22 protein-coding genes and 1 pseudogene are annotated in these 19,090 nt (G+C 68.6%); 21 read left to right on the plus strand and 2 right to left on the minus strand.

All coding sequences use genetic code 11. From position 1 onward, the window contains the following. The 16 genes and pseudogenes from JHN45_RS21665 to JHN45_RS21735 all read left to right on the plus strand — a co-directional run. Nucleotides 1-396 (plus strand): annotated as a pseudogene (locus tag JHN45_RS21665) (hypothetical protein); the annotation flags it as partial. A gap of 40 nt (nucleotides 397-436) precedes the next feature. Then, nucleotides 437-1,294, plus strand: coding sequence for a phage head protein (locus tag JHN45_RS21670; protein ID WP_201050107.1), 858 nt, complete (start codon nucleotides 437-439; stop codon nucleotides 1,292-1,294). A gap of 18 nt (nucleotides 1,295-1,312) precedes the next feature. After that, nucleotides 1,313-1,441: a hypothetical protein gene (locus JHN45_RS54075; protein ID WP_268982292.1), complete on the plus strand. Its 129-nt coding sequence runs from the start codon at nucleotides 1,313-1,315 to the stop codon at nucleotides 1,439-1,441. Between the two features lie 4 nt (nucleotides 1,442-1,445). Beyond that, complete coding sequence (locus tag JHN45_RS21675; protein WP_201050108.1) at nucleotides 1,446-1,835, plus strand: hypothetical protein; 390 nt, start codon at nucleotides 1,446-1,448, stop codon at nucleotides 1,833-1,835. Next, nucleotides 1,832-2,149: a hypothetical protein gene (locus JHN45_RS21680; protein ID WP_201050109.1), complete on the plus strand. Its 318-nt coding sequence runs from the start codon at nucleotides 1,832-1,834 to the stop codon at nucleotides 2,147-2,149. Before JHN45_RS21675 ends, JHN45_RS21680 begins: the two co-directional genes overlap by 4 nt. Further along, nucleotides 2,146-2,496, plus strand: a complete 351-nt coding sequence (locus JHN45_RS21685; protein ID WP_201050110.1) for a hypothetical protein — start codon at nucleotides 2,146-2,148, stop codon at nucleotides 2,494-2,496. Before JHN45_RS21680 ends, JHN45_RS21685 begins: the two co-directional genes overlap by 4 nt. Further along, on the plus strand, nucleotides 2,493-2,924 hold the full coding sequence (locus JHN45_RS21690) for a minor capsid protein (protein WP_201050111.1): 432 nt from the start codon (nucleotides 2,493-2,495) through the stop codon (nucleotides 2,922-2,924). The genes JHN45_RS21685 and JHN45_RS21690 overlap by 4 nt, the downstream gene beginning before the upstream one ends. A 12-nt stretch (nucleotides 2,925-2,936) precedes the next feature. Further along, the gene (locus JHN45_RS21695; RefSeq protein WP_201050112.1) at nucleotides 2,937-3,431 is read left to right on the plus strand and encodes a phage tail tube protein; all 495 of its coding nucleotides are present in this window, start codon (nucleotides 2,937-2,939) and stop codon (nucleotides 3,429-3,431) included. Further along, nucleotides 3,431-3,922, plus strand: a complete 492-nt coding sequence (locus JHN45_RS21700) for a hypothetical protein (RefSeq protein ID WP_201050113.1) — start codon at nucleotides 3,431-3,433, stop codon at nucleotides 3,920-3,922. Before JHN45_RS21695 ends, JHN45_RS21700 begins: the two co-directional genes overlap by 1 nt. Further along, nucleotides 3,919-4,128 (plus strand): hypothetical protein, encoded by a 210-nt coding sequence (locus JHN45_RS21705; RefSeq protein WP_201050114.1) that lies wholly within the window; start codon nucleotides 3,919-3,921, stop codon nucleotides 4,126-4,128. The genes JHN45_RS21700 and JHN45_RS21705 overlap by 4 nt, the downstream gene beginning before the upstream one ends. Nucleotides 4,129-4,170: 42 nt before the next feature. Beyond that, nucleotides 4,171-6,384 (plus strand): phage tail tape measure protein, encoded by a 2,214-nt coding sequence (locus tag JHN45_RS21710; protein ID WP_201050115.1) that lies wholly within the window; start codon nucleotides 4,171-4,173, stop codon nucleotides 6,382-6,384. A 2-nt stretch (nucleotides 6,385-6,386) separates the two neighbouring features. Beyond that, a complete protein-coding gene (locus JHN45_RS21715; RefSeq protein WP_201050116.1) occupies nucleotides 6,387-10,208 on the plus strand; it encodes a hypothetical protein in 3,822 nt (1,273 codons plus the stop codon). A gap of 15 nt (nucleotides 10,209-10,223) precedes the next feature. Continuing rightward, complete coding sequence (locus tag JHN45_RS21720) at nucleotides 10,224-10,649, plus strand: hypothetical protein (protein WP_201050117.1); 426 nt, start codon at nucleotides 10,224-10,226, stop codon at nucleotides 10,647-10,649. A 77-nt stretch (nucleotides 10,650-10,726) separates the two neighbouring features. Further along, nucleotides 10,727-11,638 (plus strand): glycoside hydrolase family 25 protein, encoded by a 912-nt coding sequence (locus tag JHN45_RS21725; protein WP_201050118.1) that lies wholly within the window; start codon nucleotides 10,727-10,729, stop codon nucleotides 11,636-11,638. Nucleotides 11,639-11,712: 74 nt separating this feature from the next. Continuing rightward, nucleotides 11,713-11,949, plus strand: a complete 237-nt coding sequence (locus JHN45_RS21730; protein WP_201050119.1) for a hypothetical protein — start codon at nucleotides 11,713-11,715, stop codon at nucleotides 11,947-11,949. Further along, complete coding sequence (locus JHN45_RS21735; protein ID WP_374195632.1) at nucleotides 11,946-12,209, plus strand: hypothetical protein; 264 nt, start codon at nucleotides 11,946-11,948, stop codon at nucleotides 12,207-12,209. The genes JHN45_RS21730 and JHN45_RS21735 overlap by 4 nt, the downstream gene beginning before the upstream one ends. 152 nt (nucleotides 12,210-12,361) lie before the next feature. Here JHN45_RS21735 and JHN45_RS21740 read toward each other — a convergent pair whose 3' ends face one another. Beyond that, a complete protein-coding gene (locus JHN45_RS21740; RefSeq protein WP_201050120.1) occupies nucleotides 12,362-12,583 on the minus strand; it encodes a DUF397 domain-containing protein in 222 nt (73 codons plus the stop codon). Beyond that, nucleotides 12,580-13,443: a DUF5753 domain-containing protein gene (locus JHN45_RS21745; protein WP_201050121.1), complete on the minus strand. Its 864-nt coding sequence runs from the start codon at nucleotides 13,441-13,443 to the stop codon at nucleotides 12,580-12,582. Before JHN45_RS21745 ends, JHN45_RS21740 begins: the two co-directional genes overlap by 4 nt. A gap of 243 nt (nucleotides 13,444-13,686) precedes the next feature. Between JHN45_RS21745 and JHN45_RS21750 the strand changes: the two genes are divergently transcribed. The 5 genes from JHN45_RS21750 to acs all read left to right on the plus strand — a co-directional run bounded on the left by JHN45_RS21750 (nucleotide 13,687) and on the right by acs (nucleotide 19,083). Continuing rightward, nucleotides 13,687-14,130, plus strand: coding sequence for an ATP-binding protein (locus JHN45_RS21750; RefSeq protein WP_201050122.1), 444 nt, complete (start codon nucleotides 13,687-13,689; stop codon nucleotides 14,128-14,130). Further along, on the plus strand, nucleotides 14,127-14,591 hold the full coding sequence (locus JHN45_RS21755; protein ID WP_307783157.1) for a hypothetical protein: 465 nt from the start codon (nucleotides 14,127-14,129) through the stop codon (nucleotides 14,589-14,591). Before JHN45_RS21750 ends, JHN45_RS21755 begins: the two co-directional genes overlap by 4 nt. A 139-nt stretch (nucleotides 14,592-14,730) precedes the next feature. Continuing rightward, on the plus strand, nucleotides 14,731-15,615 hold the full coding sequence (locus tag JHN45_RS21760; protein ID WP_201050124.1) for a radical SAM protein: 885 nt from the start codon (nucleotides 14,731-14,733) through the stop codon (nucleotides 15,613-15,615). Nucleotides 15,616-15,710: 95 nt separating this feature from the next. After that, the gene (locus JHN45_RS21765; protein WP_307783161.1) at nucleotides 15,711-16,751 is read left to right on the plus strand and encodes a methyltransferase domain-containing protein; all 1,041 of its coding nucleotides are present in this window, start codon (nucleotides 15,711-15,713) and stop codon (nucleotides 16,749-16,751) included. Nucleotides 16,752-17,112: 361 nt separating this feature from the next. Beyond that, nucleotides 17,113-19,083 carry an acetate--CoA ligase gene (acs, locus tag JHN45_RS21770; RefSeq protein WP_236583917.1) on the plus strand — a complete coding sequence of 657 codons (1,971 nt, stop codon included), beginning with the start codon at nucleotides 17,113-17,115 and terminating at the stop codon, nucleotides 19,081-19,083. Nucleotides 19,084-19,090 lie beyond the last annotated feature (7 nt).

Genomic DNA, 19,090 nt, shown 5'->3' on the forward strand with positions numbered 1-19,090 from the left:
GGCGACGTCGCCCGACTCCCGCAGTGGGCGCAGCGTGCCGTGACCGACGGACAGGGCGCAGCGCAGCAGCTCGCCTTGCAGACGGCCGTGATCGCCGCCGCCCCGGCCGCGGGCGCCGACGTGTCCCGCCTGCTCGACTCGCAGGCCGCCATGCGCGTACTCGCCGCCGTCAACCCGGCCGACGGCGCCGCGGTGACGCAGGCGATCACCTCCGTTCTGGCCACGCACCAGCACCTTGCCGCGGTTCCGCAGACCCCGGCGAAGGGTGGCGCCGACTTCGGCAGCACGGGCCCCGGAGCCGTCACAGCCGAGCAGTTCGCCGCCATGTCCTACGCCGAGCGCGTCGCCCTCCACCAGTCCGACCCCGAGACCTACCGGCGCCTCGCCGGTTCCTGACCCGTCCGGCGACCGCGCCGGAGAAAGTGAGCAGTGACTTATGCCCAAGACCACCGCCGCCGCAATGATCGTCCCCGAGGTCTGGGGCGACATGGCACAGGCCGCATTCGTCGGAAAGGTCCGCGTAGGCGGATCGGCCGCCGTCGTCGAGGACAACACCCTTGAGGGCGCCCCCGGCGAGGAGATCGAGTTCCCGAAGTGGGGTGCGCTCGGCGACCTCGACGAACTCGACGAGTCAACCCCCATGACCCCCGTGGCCATGTCGACCAGCTCGGCCAAGGCCGTGATCAAGGAGGTCGGTAAGGCCGTCGAGATCACCGACAAGGCCAAGCTCGTCAGTCTCGGCGACCCGGAGGCGGAGGCCCGCCGGCAGTTCGGCGTACTGGCCGCGCGCAAGGTCGACGCCGACCTCATCAAGCAGGCGCAGGCAGACGAGACCGCGCTCGGCGGAGCGAACCCGCTCAAGTTCACCGCCGGGGCCGGCGTCACGAAGTTCTCGTGGCTCGGCGCCATGGTGCCCACGATCGCCACGTTCGGCGACGAGTGGGAGCCGGAGGACTTCGCCGGCCTGTACATCAACAGCGCGCAGTACGCCGACGCCCTCGCCGACGCGCAGTTCGTCGACGCCGCCAAGCTCGGCAACGGCCCGTCCGCCGCCGTGTCCGGCAGCATCGGCCGCATCGGTGGCGTGTCCGTGTTCCTGACGAACCGTGTCGTCGCCGGCAAGTTCCTGCTCATGAAGCGGGGCGCGCTCGGCCTGCTCTACAAGCGCCGGCCGCTGGTCGAATCCGACCGCGACATCCTCGCCCGCTCCACCGTCGTAACCACGACCCTGCACTACGCCGTCAAGCGCCTCGACGACAAGGGCGTCTGCGTCGGCACCCTCGCCACCACCTAAGAGAAGGAGGGCGCCGCCGTGATGCTGCGCCGCTACCACGAGCCGCCGGGCACCGATCCGGACGGCACGGAGACCGAGCCCGACGCCCCGCAGGCAGACAAGCCCGCGGGGCGTTCGCGTTCCCAGCCGAAGAAGAAAGAGGAATAACCCCGTGCCCCGGATCTACGCGACGCCCGAGCAACTGAGCGCGTGGACCGGGCAGCCCGCCCCCGACGGCGCCGAGCACCTGCTCGCCCGCGCGTCCGAGGACATCGACGACGCCCTCTTGTGCGCCCTGTACGTCACGGACACGGCCGGCATGCCGACCGACCCCGCCATCGTGCAGGCCCTCACGGACGCGACGTGCGCACAGGTCGAATACCAGCTCGCCACGGGCGACGACGGCACCGGAGCGGCCGGCCGATGGGGCAGCGTCTCAATCGGCCCCGTATCCCTGTCCGATCGCCGCGACAGCACGCCCGCCGCAAACGAGGTCGACCTCGCCCCGCGGGCGCACCGCGCCCTGAAACGGGCCGGATTGCTGCCGGGGGTGATCTGGTGAACGTGCCCCGCTGGCTACTCCGCCACCGGATCACCATCGAGCCGTACCTCGGCACCAGCGCGTACGGACCGAAGTACGGGCCACCCGCCGCGGGCGTGCCCGCCCTGGTCGCCGAGGCGATCAAGCGCGTACGGGATGCGACCGGCGCCGAGGTCGTCTCGACCGCGCAGATCTACGCCGGCCCAGGCCTCAACTGCCCGACCGGATCACGGGTCACGCTGCCCACCGGCCGCACCACCACCGTGATCAGCGTCGCCCACCACACCGCGCCCGGTCTGCCCGTGCCCGCGTCCACGGAGGTGATGTGCGAGTGACCCAGCGCGCCCGGATCAGATGGAACGGGAACACCGCCCTCGCGGCCATGCGTCAAGGCGCCCTGCGCGGGGTGCGGTTGGGCGCGGAACACCTGTTGGAAGTCTCCCGACAGCGGGTGCCGATCGAAGAAGGCACATTGGAGCGCTCCGGGGTCGTCTCCGTCGACGAGCAGTCCGTGACGGCCGCCGTGTCCTACGACACCCCGTATGCCGTGCGCCAGCACGAGGAACTGACCTACCGCCACGACGACGGCCGTACGGCGAAGTACTTGGAAGCGCCGTTGCACGAGGAGAACGGCACCATTACGGAGATCATCGCCGCCCAGGTCCGGCGGTCGCTGCGGTGAGCTTCCTTGTCGACATCGTCGACGGCCTCGCCCGCCTGCTCGACGCCGCCGAAGTGGCCACCTACCGGCCCGACGGTGTGTACGCGGCGGGCGAGACCGCGATCACGGACACCGTGATGCCGGACGGCCCCGACCGCGCCGTTGTGCTCACCGCCTACGACACAGCCAACGCGCAGAACCTCACCGACACCACCGTGTTCGTGCAGGCCCGTACCCGCGCCGGCGTCGACCCGCGCGAGGTGGCCGCCCTCGACGACGCCGTGTTCGAGGTGCTGCACAACTCCGGCCCGTTCCTCTTCGGCACGGCCCGCGTCGTGCTGATCACCCGCCAGTCCGCCGCCCCGCTCGGCGCCGACTCGGCCGGCCGGTTTGAGCGAACCAGCAACTACGCGTTGCGCGCTCACCGGCCCCACCCCCGACTTGAGTAGGAGAACCGTCCCATGTCCACCCCCGTACAGCCGGCCGAGACCGAGACCGCGCTCGCACGCCGCTACCGCCTCGAACTCGACACAAGTGCGACGAGCACCCCCTCGTGGGTGATCGTGCCCGGCATCCAGGAGTTCGACCCGGCCGTCGACCCCACGCAGCAGGATTCCACCACCTACGAGGACGGCGGTTGGGCCGACAGCACCGTCACCCAACTCGCGTGGTCCGTCGAGCTGACGATGCTGCACCGCTACCACCCGACCACGAAGGCGTTCAACGCGGCGCAGGAAAAGCTGCGGCTCGCGGCCGAGAGCTTCGGCAGCGGCGCGACCGTCCACGTGCGGTGGTACGACCGCGAGGCCCGCGCCGACGCCTACGAGGGCCGCGCCCTGGTGACGTGGGACCCGGACGGCGGAGCGACCGACGACCTCGACTCGGTCGGGGTCACGCTCACCGGCAAGGGCGCCAAGACCGCAATCACCAACCCGCTCGCGGGGAGTGGTTCGTAATGGCCTTTCAGGAAGTCGACAACCTGCTCGACGGCTCCCTCACGCTGCCGATCAAGGGCAAGCTCTACAAGATTCCCGCCCCACCCGCGCTGATCGGTCTGCGGGTGCAGGCCATCATGCAGGCCGCCGCCACAGCCGCCGACGGCGGACAGGCCGACCGCGAAGTCCTCGCGGACGCGGCCGAGCGCGACATGTACGCCGACGTCCTCGGCACCGCGCACGCCGAGATGGTCGCCGACAACGTCGAGTGGCCGATGCTCAAGCACGCCGCCGTGACCGCCATGGTGTGGATCATCCAGAGCAAGGACCGCGCAGAGGCGTACTGGAACACCGGCGGCGACCCTTCTCAACTGGCCCCGAACCGGCAGCAGCGCCGCAGTACATCGGATGCGGCGAACAAGACCCGGTCTCGGGGCTCTACGAGTGGTACGAAGCCCCACCCGGCGCAGCACCGAAGCGGAAAGGGCAGCAGCGGCGCGCGCCGCAAGTGACGTGGGCCCAACTCCTCGACGAGTGGCCGCTCGTCGAGGCCGACCTACACGAGGTCTACGGCATCGACGTCGGCGCGCCCGGCCTGCTGGAAGCGCGGTCGTGGCGATGGCTGCGCGTACGCATCTTCGGCCTCCTCTCCGCCGACTCCCGCATTCAACGCCTGTTCAACCCCCCACCGGAGCCCAAAAAGCCCCGGCGGTCGTAACACCGCGCGCCACGCGCGGCCCCCTTGAGAGGAGGCCCGCGCATGGCACTCACTGTCGGCGAACTCGCCGCGACGATCACCGTCGACGACAGCGAGGCCGAGCAGGGCCTCGACAGCTTCCAAAACCGCCTGCGAGCCGCCCTCGCCCGCATCACCCAGCGCGCCCGCGCCGGCGGCGAGGACGCCGGCAGCGCGCTCGGCGACGGCCTCGACGAAGCCGCCGGCGACGGCGCCGAGGAAGCCGGCAACACCCTCACCGGCAAGCTCAAGGGTCTCGCCATGGGCGTCATCGGGGGCGCGCTCGGCGCAGCCCTCATGACCGGACTGTCCGAGGCCATCGGCCAAGGCCAGATCACCGCCAAGCTCGGCGCGCAGCTCGGCGCGACACCGGCCGAGGCGAAGCGGTACGGCGAAGTCGCCGGCGAGCTGTACTCAAACGCGGTCGTCGAGGATTTCCAAGGCGCGGCCGAGGCGATCAAGGCGACCATGGGCGCCGGCCTGCTCCCGCCGGACGCGACGAACTCTCAGATCCAATCCATATCGACGAAGGTCGCCGACCTCTCCAACACCTTCGAGCAGGACCTCGGCGGGGTCACGAACGCGGTCTCGCAGATGCTGCGGACCGGTCTCGTCTCCTCCGCCGACGAGGCGTTCGACGTCCTCACCAAGGGATTCCAGTCGTCCGCGAATAAAGCCGATGACTTGGTCGACACGTTTAACGAATACGGGACGCAATTCCGTCAGGCCGGATTGGACGGCGCAACGGCCGTCGGCCTGATGAACCAGGCCATCCAGGCAGGCGCCCGAGATTCCGATATCGCCGCGGACGCCATCAAGGAATTCGGTCTCCGGGCCGTTAACGGCTCGGCGAGCACTGCGGCAGGTTTTCAGGCTCTCGGCCTGAATGCCGACGACATGGCCGCCAAGTTCGGCAAGGGCGGCACCTCGGCGACGGCCGCACTCGACACCACCCTCGACCGGCTCCGGGCGATAAAGGACCCGATCCAGCAGTCGCAAGCGGCAACCGCACTTTTCGGCACTCAGGCCGAAGATCTCGGAAAAGCGCTTTACGCGATGGACCCGAGTACCGCCGCAAAGGGTCTCGGCGAGGTCGGCGGAGCAGCCGACGCACTCGGCAACACCCTGCGCGACAATGCCGGGGCGCAACTGACCGCTTTCAAGAATTCGATGCAACAGAACCTTGTCGAATTCCTCGGCGACAACGTCGTACCGGTCCTGACCACGTTCTTCGGATTCGTCGGCAAGCACCGAGCCGAGTTCACCCTCGCCGCCGTAGTCATCGGTGCAGCGTTCGCCGCGATCGGTGTTGCGGCAACGATCGCGGGCGCGGAGATGGCCGCCGCCTGGATCGCCGGCCTCGGCCCGGTCGGCTGGGCGGGAATGGCCATAGCCGCCCTGGTCGTGCTCGTCATCACGTACTGGGATCAGATCAAGGGGTGGACGCTCGCCGTCTGGGACTGGATCGTCGGGAAACTGATCTGGGCCAAGGACATGATGGTTCAGGCGTTTATGAACTTCACCCTGATCGGTCTGCTGATCAGTCATTGGTCCTCGATCCGGGATACCGCCGTGTCGTGGTGGAACGGAATCGTTGGTTGGCTCAAGGGAGTTCCCGGACGCCTGTACAACCTGTTCCTCAACTGGACGCTGCTCGGTCTGATCATCAAAAACTGGACCGCGATCAAAAACGCGACCGTCGGCAAGGCAACCGAAATGGTCGACTGGATTCGCGGACTCCCGGGGCGCCTCTCGCAGGCCATTGGAAACAACCTGTCCGGGCTGCTCGTCGGCAAGGGCAAGAACATCGTTCAAGGCCTGTGGAACGGCATCATGTCCATGGGCGGCTGGCTCCGAAATAAGATCACGGGTTGGGCCAAGGAAGTCATTCCGGGGCCGGTCGCAAAGGCACTTGGTATTGCGTCGCCGTCCAAGGTCATGGCGCGTGAGGTCGGCCGGTGGATTCCGGCCGGCGTCGTCGACGGCATCGAATCCGGCTCCGGCGCGGTCGACCGGGCCATGTCCAATCTCGTGTCCGTGCCCACAGCCGGACAGGCGACCGCGGCGAATGTCGCCGCGCAGACCGCGACCGCCACGAGCGGCGGGGGCGGTCAGCCGGTCGTCACGTTCACCTCGGACGGCAGCAGGGTCGGCGACTTCCTGCTCTCGGTGTTCCGGGACGCGGTCAACGTCCGTGGCGGAAACGTCCAGTTCGCCGTCACTGGAAGGGGTGCGTAACCGTGGCGTTCCCCGACCAGCCGCTCGGCCTCAAGGGCGAGTTGCGCATGGGTTCCGCGTGGCAGGACATCACCGGCGACCTCTACACGCGTGACCCGATCACCCACACCCGCGGGCGCCCGTACAAGTCGAACGCCGCCGATCCCGCCGCGTGCGCGGCCACCATCCGCAACCTCGACGGCACGTACACCCCCCGCAACGCCGAGGGCCGCTACTTCGGCCTGTTCAACCGCTACACCCCTTTCCGCTACACGCTGCCTGGCGGCCCGCTCCACCTGGAAATGCCCGGCACTCCCGACCGCGCCACGACCCCCGACGTTGCGGCCCTCGACATCACCGGGGACCTCGATATCCGGTGGGAGGGAGAGACGAACTGGTTCTCGGCCGCCACTCAGTTCCTGATCGGCAAGTGGGGCGCGGCCGGTAACCGCTCGTTCTACCTGCTGGTGCGGGCGGGCGTGCTGTACCTGAACACCACCAGCGGCGGAACGACCGTCGACGGGGGCGGGTTCGCAGCGCTGCCCGCAGCTCTGCCGCGCCATGCCGCCGTGCGCGGCACGCTCGACGTCGACAACGGGGCCGGCGGGTTCACTGTGCGCCTGTACTGGGCGCCCACGCTCGCCGGCCCGTGGACGCAGTTCAGCGGCGACCTGACCAGTTCGGCCCCGGTCTCCATCTTCAGCGGCACGGCACCGTTATCGATCGCGCCCGAGCAGACCGACGTCACCCCGCCGCGCCGCGCGGTCACCGGCACGGTCTACCGGGCCGAGGTGCGTAGCGGCATCGACGGCACACTCGTGGCCGCGCCGGACTTCACCGTGCAGCCGGCCGGCACGACCGCGTTCACGGACTCGGCCGGCCGCATATGGACGCTGGCCGCAGGGTCGGCGGTTACGGATCGCATCGTGCGGTTCGAGGGTGAGGTGCCTGAGTGGCCGCCGAAGTGGTCGACGTCGGAAAAGGACGCGTGGACGCCGATTACGGCCGCGGGCATCCTGCGCCGCCTTGGTCAGGGTGCGAAGCCGCTTGCGTCCGCGTTGCGCCGCCGTATCCCCTCGTACAAGCCGCTCGCGTACTGGCCGATGGAGGAGGGTGCGAGTTCGGCTCAGGCGTCCTCGCCGGTCGCTGGCGTGGGCCCGCTGCGTCTGTCGAATGTGACGTGGGCGCAGGCCAACACCCTTGCTTCGTCTGCTCCGTTGCCGGTCCTCGCGTCCAGTGCGGGGCAGTTGTCGGCGATGATGGGCCGCGTTCCGGCGCCGAGTAGCGCGCTTACGTCGTGGTCGGTGCAGTGGATGTACCGGCTTGACACGCTGCCCACCACCCGGTGGACGTTCATGCGCGTGCTGAGCACCGGCGGCACGGTGCGGGAATGGTTGATCCAGTTCGGTTCGACGACCAACGGGCTCAGTAGCCGGATCATCGCCAAGGACGACGACGGCAACACGCTGTCCACGCAGGACATCGCCACGGGCGCGGACATCTTCAACCGGTGGCAGCGCGTCAACTTCACCGTCGCCCAGCAGGGCGCCAACGTGAAGTTCGGCATCGTGTGGACCGACGTCGGCGGCGACCCCGGAGGCGTCTACTTCACGACTCCTGGCACCATCGGCCGGCCGACCGCCGTCGCCTCCCCCGCGGACGGCTACGCCTCGGCCCTCAACGGTCTCGCCCTCGGTCACCTCTCGGTCTGGCCCACGGACTCAACAGCCGCCTACGTCAACGCAGTTGACGCGTGGTCCGGAGAGACCGCCGGCGCCCGCATGCGCCGACTGGCCCAAGAGGAAGGCGTGTTGCTCAGCATCGTGGGTGACCCGGACGACACGGTGCCCGTGGGGGCGCAGAGTCCCGCTCCGCTGCTCGACCTGCTGCGCGAGTGCGCCGAGGCCGACGGCGGGATCTTCGGCGAGACGATGGCCGGACGCGAACTGAAGTACCGCACCCGCGCCGGCCTCTACAACCAACGGCCGGCCCTTGTCCTCGACTACGCGGCCGGTCACCTTGCGCCGCCGTTCGAGCCGGTCGAGGACGACACGGTGCGCAACGAGTGGGCCGTGCAGCGGAAGGGAGGTTCTACCGGTACCGCGGTCCTCGACGACGGCCCGCTCTCCGTCCAAGATCCGCCGGACGGTATCGGCCTGGTCGACGACTCCAAGACGTTGAACCTGGCCACGGACGAGCAGACCGACCCCGTCGCGAACTGGCTTCTCCACCTCTCGACGTGGGACGAGAACCGGTATCCGTCGGTCACTCTGCTCTTGCACAAGTTCCCCGAACTCATCCCCGCGGTTCTCGCGCTCAGCGAGGGCGACAAGATCCGCATCATCAACCTGCCCAAGCGGTTCACCGGCTCCGGCGTCGTCGAGCTGCTGGTCGACGGCTGGACGGAAACCGTCCTCCCCCGCACATGGTCGATCACGTTCACGTGCTCGCCCGCCGGCCCCTGGTCGGTGGGCGTGGTCGACGAGATCCCGCTCAGGTGGTGCGACACCAGCGGCGCCCAGCTCGCCACCGCGGCGACGGACACCACCACCACGGTGAACGTGCTCACCACTGCCGGCCAGACATGGACGAGCACCCCCTACGACTACCCATGGGACGTGCGGGTCGGCGGGGAGGTGATGACCCTCGCCGCGCCGGGCCGGCTGCTGAACACCAACCCGTTCTTCACCACCGACGCAAGCGGCTGGAGCGGGCAGGCCGCCACCGTCGGCCGCTCGACCGCGGTCCTGCACCCGCAGGCCGCCGGCTCCCTGCTGATCACCCCCGACGGGGTCGGCACGTCCGGCGGCGCGGTCGCCGCCCGCAGCGACGTGGGCGCGGTCGTGCCCGGCGGGACCTACGTTGCGTCCATGTGGGCGTACTCCCCCAAGGGGTGGAGCGACCTACGGCCGGTCATCGACTGGTACGACGCCACGAACACGTTTCTGAGCACGGGACTTGGGAGCGCGGTCGCCGTGCCCGCAGGGCAATGGACGTTCCTCCAGCAGTCGTTGACGGCTCCGGCCAACGCCTCGCGGGCGAGCGTCCGCGCCCGCCACGGAGCAACCCCGACCAGCGGCGACGTCTGGTACGTGTGGGGCGTCCGCCTCACCCAGCCCAAGGCGTCATGGCTGCTCGACAGCTTCGGCCGCACGGTCGCGGGAAGTTGGGGCGTGTCCGACTCGGGCCCGTCCTGGTCCACCGTCGGGGGCGGGGCAACGTCTGACTACTCGGTTGGTTCCGGCTACGGGGTGCACACCCTGTCGACGACCGAGACCTCGCGCCGTACCGCGGTCACCGCGGTACACGCCGACTTCGACGTCTACGCCGACCTCACCACCTCGGCACTGGCCACGGGCGACAGCCTGTACGGCGCGGTCACGGCACGGATGCTGGACTCCTCGAACATGTACATGGTCCGGGTGCAGTTCAGCACGACCAACACGGTCGTCCTGTCCCTGCGCAAGGTCGTTGCCGACGTGACCACGGAACTCGGGACCTACACCGTCCCGATCACCCACGTTGCCGGGCAGTTCGTCAGGGTGCGGTTCCAGGGCCGCGGGACGACGCTGCGGGTCAAGGGGTGGCTCGCGTCGAGCGCGGAGCCGAGCGACTGGCGTATCGAGGTCACCGACACGGCACTGACCGCGGCGGGCCAGATCGGTACCCGCTCGATCCGCACCGCCAGCAACACCAACGCGGCCACCGTGCAGATCCGCTACGACAACGTCGACGTCATCAACCCGCAGGTCTTCACGGTCGTCCGCAGCCGCAACAACATCGTCAAGGCACAGGCCGCGGGCGCCGACGTGCGGCTCGCGTATCCCGCCATCGTCGCCCTGTAAGGAGGCATCACCCGCGTGACCCTGTGGCAGCCCGGTATGCGGATCACCGACGACCGGCTCAACGACGGCCCGCCAACTCTCACCACAGCAACGGGACTTGTGGCCGCGACCGGGTTCACGGTCAACGACTTCCGCGGCTACCGCACCGGCCACAACATCGAGTTGAACATGTACCTGTTCCGGTCCGGGGCGACGATCGCCGTCTCGGGCGCCGGCAACCTCGCCGACACGGCGTGCTGCACCGTCCCGTCCGGGTGGCGGCCCACCAGCGGCACCATCAACGGGAACTGGGACGACGGCACCGCCGAGGGTGGTTTCGTCATCGGCACCGACGGCATCGCCACGCTGCGCACCACCAACGGCGAACCGATCGTCGGCGAGGCCACCACCGCCGGCAGCGGCCGGAATCTACGCCTGCACATCACCTTCATTCAGGACTAGCCAGCCCCCAACTCGCCCACCACGTACGCCCGAGCGCACCGCGCCGGGCGTTTTTTCATGCCCAGGAGGCACCCCATATGACCAGCACCTCGCGCGGCCTCGACGTGTCCGCGTACCAGTCCGCACAGAACTGGAGCGCGCTCAAGGCCGACGGCCTGACTTTCGCGTTCGCCAAGGCGAGCGAGGGAGAGAACAGCCGCGACGCCCGGTTCGCGACCCACATCAAGGGAATCAAGGGCGCCGGCCTGGTCGCCGGCGCGTACCACTTCGCGTGGCCGAACCAGTCCGCGGCGAAGGAGGCCTCGAACTACACCGCCGCCGTGAAGCCGTACGCCGGCGCCGGCTTCCTGCACTGGCTCGACCTGGAGCGCTACAGCGACGGCCGAAACTACAAGGGACGGTCGGCCGCGCAGATCAAGGCGTACGCCACCGCGTGGATCGCCGCCGTAGAGAAGGCATTCCCCGGGCAGGTCGTCGGCATCTACACATCCGCCTCGGACATCGCCGCCGGGCACGTCTCCTCGGGCGTTCCCCTGTGGTACCCCGCATACCCGTGGGGCGCCGCAACCTACGCCCGAGCAGAGGCCGCCGCGCGCCCCAAGCCGTCCGGCCGCACGGTGACGATCTGGCAGTTCGCGTCGACCCCGCTCGACCGGAACATCGCCTACATGTCCCCCTCCGCGCTGCGCGAGTGGGCCAAGGGCGACACCGACGACGGGCCGAAGACGTACACCCCGCCGAAGTTCCCGACCGGCCTCGCTCCGGGCAAGGCCAAGCCGTCGGCCGTCACACTTCAGCGCGCGCTCAAGGCCGCCAGCTACATGGCCAAGTCCGTTGCCGAGTCGCCGAACTACGGGCCCAAGACTCAGGCCGGAGTGATCGCGTTCCACAACGCGCACCCGCAGTACCGCGCCGCGGGAAAGAAGTCCGACCCCGCCATCGGCCCGAAGGGTTGGGCCGCCCTGTTCCGCCTCGCCTACGGCAAGTAGCCACCCCTGCCCGCCCCGGCACCGCGCCGGGGCGGGCCCCTGTATCCGCATTCCCAGAAACGAGGAGTTCCCCCATGAAGACCGCCAACAAGCGCAGCATCCGCACCGTGATTCAGGGCGTCGTCATGTTCGCCGTGGCGCTCCCCGCCATCGTGACCGCGTCCGGCATCCCCGAGTCCCTTCCGTGGGTCGTCGGCGCCCTCGCGGTCGCGGGTGGCCTCGCGCGTGTCATGGCCCTGCCCGCCGTCGAGCTGCTGCTCGACCGTGTCGGTCTCGGCCTGGTCGACGACGACCAGGGCGGTAGCGCGTGACCATGCCGCCCCCGCCCGACCAGTCCGTCGCCGTCGAATTGGAGAAGCTACGCGGCACCATGGCCGAGGGATTCGCCCGCGTCGACGGCTCCCTCGCCCTGCTCGTCCAGCGCGGCGACCAGACCGACCGGCAGATCGCCGACCACGACCAGCGGCTCGACGCCCTCGAACGGGCACGCTGGCCGCTCCCGTCCCTGGCCGCCCTGGTCGCCCTGTGCGGACTGGTCGTGTCCCTTTGGCAGTTCGCCACCCGTTCATGAGTAACGCCCCCCTGTACGGCCGCACATGGCCGTACAGGGGGGCGTTTTGTTGTTTCCGCGTTGTCTGCTCGCCGCAGGCAGCGCGGCGGCTGGCACGCAAACGGCCCGCCCCGAATCACGCGTGGGCGGGCCGTCATTCGTGGCATGGCTTCTTACTCAAGACCGCCGACCCGACCCGTGGCCGCAGCGGTAACGAAGGCGATCATCTGCTCGCGGGTGAACAGCAGCGCAGGCCCGTGCGGGTTCTTGCTGTCCCGCACGGCGATCGTCTCGTCATCGACTATTCCGCACTCGACACACTGCGCCCCGCTGTCGGAGAACGAGGACTTCCACCACTCCACGGGGAGGGTGGAGGCGTCGTCAACTTGGCTCATGTGCTCTTCCTTATCTCGGTGATCAGTTCCGCCGAAGCCTCGACCGACTCAGCAGAAGACGAGAGGCGTTGCCACGCATCGCGGTGTGTAGCGACCTTGTCGCGGTCCTCGATGTACAAGGCCGACGTCAGCGACTCGGCGTGTACGACATCGAGGTCAGGGTGTGGACCAAACCCCAGGATGGTGAAAGTGCCCATCTGCCCAACGTGCAACCGAGCGTCCGACCGCAGCACCTGAATGTTGACGTTCGGACGCTTCCCCATTGAGAGCAGCCGTCCCAACTGCTCATGCATCAGGCTCGCGTCATCAGAGGTCGAACGTAGAGCCTGCTCCGCGATGATCGCCCACAGCGCGAGCGGCTCCTCGCGCGTAAGCACGGCCTGCCGCGCGAGGCGCACCTCGACCAGAGCGTCGACCCGGGCCTCGATTGCTTCAGACATCGCCGTCGCGCGGATGATCTCGCGCGCGTACTCGGCTGTCTGAAGGAGCCCAGGGATCACGCCCAGTTGCCACGTCGAGACCGATTCGGCCTCGGCCTCAAGGCTGATCAGATCCTCGTACACGGGAGTGAGGACACCTCGGTACGAGTGCCACCAACCGCGCTGCCCGCCCTCTTTGGTGAGCTTGACCAGGGCCGCGCGAAGTTCGTCACTGACCTCGCGCCCAAGCTGCGCGTACAGGTCGAGCAGATCCTCGACGTCCTTCGCTTTGGCCGCGCTCTTGGCCGTTTCCATCCTTGACAGCTTCGAAGGGATGAACGTCCCCTCGGATCCGTCCGCGACCTCGTCGAGGGTGAGGTCGCCGCGCAGGGCGCGCAATTTCGCACCCAGTCGCCGCCGGCGCACGGTAGGCGCACTCACGGTTCCCCCCTCCGGTTTGGTGTCTGGTCCATCAGTCTGCCGTGCCCCCTCATCGCCTGTCACCTGCCGACTTACCATCCGGCCTCCCCCTCCTGGCGTCATATGCAATTTTCTACACGAGTATGGATGCCCTTGCGAGGAGGAGAGTTTGAGGAGCACCCTGGGGGAGAGAAATGCGATTGTGCCCACACGCGCGCGACGAAATGCCATGCTCGTGTTGGGACTTGCCCGTGAGGGGACACCATGACCGAACGACGGCGGGACACCATGCCCGCCATCCATGCAGCCCAACTCGGCCCCCCGCCGGTTCTGTTACTGGCGAGTGAGGCCAAGTCAGCCAAAGTTGCACGCGAGTTCGCACGTGAGTACGTCTTGCACTACTTCCCCGAAGCGTCCGAGGACTACGTCGAGACGGTCGTCTTGGTCACATGCGAGCTGGTCACCAACTCGATTCGATACGGCACCCTGCCCGACGACTCCGTACGCATCGAACTCGACACCGACGACACACGAACGCGCGTCGAGGTTCACGACTCCGTACGACGACGCCCCCGTCCTCGCCCGGAATCCGATCGCCGGGACCGCGGGCGAGGCCTGATCATCCTCGACGCCCTGTGCCCCGGTAGCTGGGGAGTCGAAGACACTCGGGACGGCAAAGCCGTGTGGGCAGAGGTGAAGGCATCGTGACCGTGCCCGAAGCAAAGGCGCCGCCTAGCGCCGAGTTCGTCGACGGCATCTGTTTAGCGACCGGCATACATCAGCAGTACCTGTTCCCCGTCGCCCAACTGCTCGCCTACCACGGGCCGCCGCACCCCGAAAACGAGAGCACAGACAGCATCCGCGAGGGCATGGAGACGTTCGCCGAAGCGCTGCACCTCGGCCCGTACGACGGCCCCCCGCCCTACATCGGGCACCGCATCCGCATACGGCAGGGCACGCCGTGGCTCGACTACGGCGACGGCGCGAGACGGCTCAGCCTGCCCGCGGCGCGGTCGTGGCTGGATGTGGTCGAGGCCGGCGGACCGGTCCAAATCACGGTCGTGTTCGACCCCCTCGGCTCCGACTCCGGGCAAACCGCAGTCAGCGAGCACGTACTCGTATGCCACGCGCGGGGCGCGATGCGCTGGGGCACGACGTACCACGTCTGACCAGCACACCGAACGGGCCGCCCCGGAGTGATGTAGACCCCGGGCCGACCCGCCGCGGTCGAGAGTACAAGCCCCGCTGTGTGCCTGCGCTCATTCCCGGACACACAGCGGATCACCACCACCACGGGAGGAATACGGCATGACCACAGCAACACGCACAGCCATTCAGTCCGTCGAGCTTGAGATCACCGGCACGTGCCAACTCAGGTGCACGCACTGCTGCACCGAGTCGGGCCCCAAGGCATCTCACGGCGACATGACACGCGAGGACTGGCAGCAAGTCATCACGGACATCGCCGAACTCGGCATCCCGGCCGTGCAGTTCATCGGAGGCGAACCGACCCTCTCCCCCTACCTGCCCGAGTACATCGACCACGCCCTCGCCGCCGGCCTCAAGGTCGAGGTGTACTCCAACCTGACCCACGTTCGCCCCGGCCTGTGGTCCGCGTTCCAGCGCCCCGGCGTCTGCCTCGCCACCAGCTACTACAGCGACCGCGCCGAGGAACACGAGCAGATCACGAACGGCCCCGGCAGCTACCAGCGCACCCGCGGCAACATCAGCGAAGCTGTGAACCGCGGAATCCCGCTCCGCGTCGGCATCGTCGAGGTAGTGGAAGGACAGCGAGTCGACCAGGCACAAGCCGAACTGCGCCAACTCGGCGTGTCGGCGATCAAGGTCGACCGCATGCGCAAGGTAGGCCGCGCCGCCGACTCCGCAACGTCGATTCCAAGCACGTCCGAACTGTGCGGCAACTGCTTCCGGCGCCGAGTATCGATCGACCCGAACGGCGCTGTGTCCGGCTGCATCCTGTCGCGGTTCATGGTCGCCGGAAACGTCCATGAGCAGCCCCTCGCCGCCATCCTGCACAGCGACCGATGGCAGGAACTCATCACGGCTGTGCCGGCACCCCGCAGCGCCTGCGGACCGGACGATTCGAGCGACTGCGACCCCGCCGGTACCGAAGCGTGCGACCCTGCATACTTCGCCCCCGACCCGACGCCTAGCCTCGGAGGGACCGCGTGATCTGGGAAACCGCCGCCGGAAACCTCGCCAACCGCGTCACCCACAGAGCGTCACGATGGCGAGGACCGGTCGCACGCACACCACGACACCTGTTCGTGCCGCAGTGGTGGGAGGTCGACGAGGGGCAATGGACCCTGCGCGAACCGGGGAACGAGGACGAGTGGTTCCGCGCCGCATACGCCGACCGCTCACTCGTCACGCGAGTCGGACGGTTCCATGCGGACTGCGCCAAACCCGACGATCACCCGGCAGGCCGCCCGACGTCCTCAGCGACACTGCCCAGTCTCGTCGTTGGGATGTTTCAGCACGCGCGGCTTGAGGACGGCGACGAACTGCTCGACATCGGAACCGGCAGCGGCTACGGAACGGCCCTGGCCGCCCACCGTCTCGGCGCCGACGCGGTCACAAGCGTTGACGTCGACCAATACCTCGTCGAGACCGCACGCGACCGCCTCGACCTGATGGGTCTACGCCCCACCGTCGAAGCCATCGACGCGACCGGCCCCCTGCCCTTCCTCCCGAAGACGTTCGACCGCATCGTCGCAACGGTCGCCGTCCGCAGCATCCCCGCTAGCTGGCTCATGGCCATGTCCAACGGGGGCCGGCTGGTCGCCACCATCGCCGGTACCTCGCTACTCGTCACCGCAGACAAGCAGCCCGACGGCGGCGCATCGGGACGGGTGGAGTGGGACCGTGCCGGATTCATGCACGCCCGTCATGGCGCCGACTACCCGCCCGCTCTGTCGGTCCTACTCACCACCGCGAGCGAGCAGGAAGGCGAGGAGGTTACAACAGGCCCGTATCCGGTCGTTGACGTGACGAACGCATGGGATCTCGACTCCATGCTCAGCCTCACGGCGCCCGGCATCGAGCACGACTACCGCACAAACGGCGACCAGCGAATTGCCGTCATGGCGCACGCCGACGGATCATGGGCCCGAGCAACCGCGGTCGGAGACGAGCGACCCGTCGTTCACCAGGGCGGGCCGCGCCGTCTGTGGGATCTGCTCGACGAGGCCCGCGCCTACTGGCTCAGCCACGGCGAACTGCCCGTGCGTGGAGCGCGCGTCATCATCAAACCAGATGGGACAACAGTCCTGGCTCGCGGCGGGTGGCACGTCAAGCTCACGTCGTAGGCACCCGGCAGGGACGGAACGGGCCCCTCCGCGAACGACGGCCCCGGTACCTGCAAGTGAGGTACCGGGGCCGCTCCTTCACCATATTCGCACGCACGTTCGATATGGTGCGTGAGGTACTGGGTGTGACACAAGGAGCACTCAGAGCGCAGGAGTACATGAGTGGGCCACACAACTCCCGGCGTCCGGTTGCGAGCCGTAGGCGCTCGGGAACGCGCAGCCCCTAGGGTGAACCCCTGGGGGCTGCTGCGCGTGAGCGATGATGAGCGACGCCCGACTCGGGAAGGGGTTGACCCATCCCAACACCCCTCCGAAGATTGGGGGGCTGACTGGTCTAAACCACTTGGGACGGTGTATCGACATGGTGGACAACGAGCGTTCGTCACTATCCAACTTGCTCAAGGAAGAGCGCAGGTTCGCACCCCCCGCGGACCTGGCGGCGCACGCCAATGTCACGGCGGAGGCGTATGAGCAGGCCAAGGCTGACCGGCTCGGCTTCTGGGCCGCGCAGGCCCGACGCCTGAGCTGGGCGAAGGAGCCGAGCGAGACGCTGGACTGGTCGAACCCGCCGTTCGCCAAGTGGTTCAAGGACGGCTCGCTCAACGTCGCGTACAACTGCGTGGACCGGCACGTCGAGGCGGGCAACGGCGACCGGGTCGCCATCCACTTCGAGGGCGAGCCCGGCGACAGCCGCGCGATCACCTACGCCGAGCTGAAGGACGAGGTCTCCAAGGCCGCGAACGCCCTGCTGGAGCTGGGAGTTCAGAAGGGCGACCGGGTCGCCGTCTACATGCCGATGATCCCGGAGACGGCGGTCGCGATGCTGGCCTGCGCGCGCATCGGCGCCGCGCACTCGGTGGTGTTCGGCGGCTTCTCGGCGGACGCGCTCGCGACCCGCATCCAGGACGCGGACGCCAAGGTCGTCATCACCTCGGACGGCGGCTGGCGGCGCGGCAAGCCGTCCGCGCTCAAGCCGGCCGTGGACGACGCGGTCGACCGCCCGGACAGCGGCATCGAGCACGTGCTCGTGGTCCGCCGTACGGGCCAGGACGTGGCGTGGAACGACGAGCGGGACGTGTGGTGGCACGAGGTCGTCGACCGGCAGTCGACGGAGCACACCCCGGAGGCGTTCGAGGCGGAGCAGCCGCTATTCATCCTCTACACGTCCGGTACGACGGGTAAGCCCAAGGGCATCCTGCACACCTCCGGCGGCTATCTCACCCAGGCCGCGTACACCCACCACGCGGTCTTCGACCTCAAGCCGGAGACCGACGTCTACTGGTGCACGGCCGACGTCGGCTGGGTCACGGGCCACTCGTACATCGTCTACGGCCCGCTCGCCAACGGCGCGACCCAGGTCATGTACGAGGGCACCCCGGACACCCCGCACCAGGGCCGCTTCTGGGAGATCGTCCAGAAGTACGGGGTGACGATCCTGTACACGGCGCCGACGGCGATCCGTACGTTCATGAAGTGGGGCGACGACATCCCCGCGAAGTTCGACCTGTCCTCCCTGCGCATCCTGGGTTCGGTCGGCGAGCCGATCAACCCCGAGGCGTGGATCTGGTACCGCAAGCACATCGGCGCCGACAAGACGCCGATCGTGGACACCTGGTGGCAGACCGAGACCGGCGCGATGATGATCTCGCCGCTGCCGGGCGTCACCGAGACGAAGCCCGGTTCCGCGCAGACACCGCTGCCCGGCATCTCCGCGACGGTCGTCGACGACGAGGCCAACGAGGTCCCGAACGGCGGCGGCGGTTACCTGGTCCTCACCGAGCCGTGGCCGTCCATGCTGCGCACCATCTGGGGCGACGACCAGCGGTTCCTCGACACGTACTGGTCGCGGTTCGAGGGCAAGTACTTCGCCGGTGACGGCGCGAAGAAGGACGACGACGGCGACATCTGGCTGCTCGGCCGGGTGGACGACGTGATGCTCGTGTCCGGGCACAACATCTCCACCACCGAGGTCGAGTCGGCGCTCGTCTCCCACCCGTCCGTGGCCGAGGCGGCCGTGGTCGGCGCGGCCGACGAGACGACCGGTCAGGCGATCGTCGCGTTCGTCATCCTGCGCGGCACGGCGAACGCCGAGGACGAGAACCTCGTGGCCGATCTGCGCAACCACGTCGGCACCGTCCTCGGCCCGATCGCCAAGCCCAAGCGGGTCCTCCCGGTGGCAGAGCTGCCGAAGACCCGCTCCGGCAAGATCATGCGCCGCCTGCTGCGCGACGTGGCGGAGAACCGTCAGCTCGGTGATGTCACGACCCTGACGGACTCCACCGTCATGGACCTCATCCAGGCGAAGCTCCCGGCGGCGCCCAGCGAGGACTGAGCAAGTA

It is taken from the genome of Streptomyces sp. MBT53 (assembly GCF_016654115.1).
Classification (GTDB): domain Bacteria; phylum Actinomycetota; class Actinomycetes; order Streptomycetales; family Streptomycetaceae; genus Streptomyces.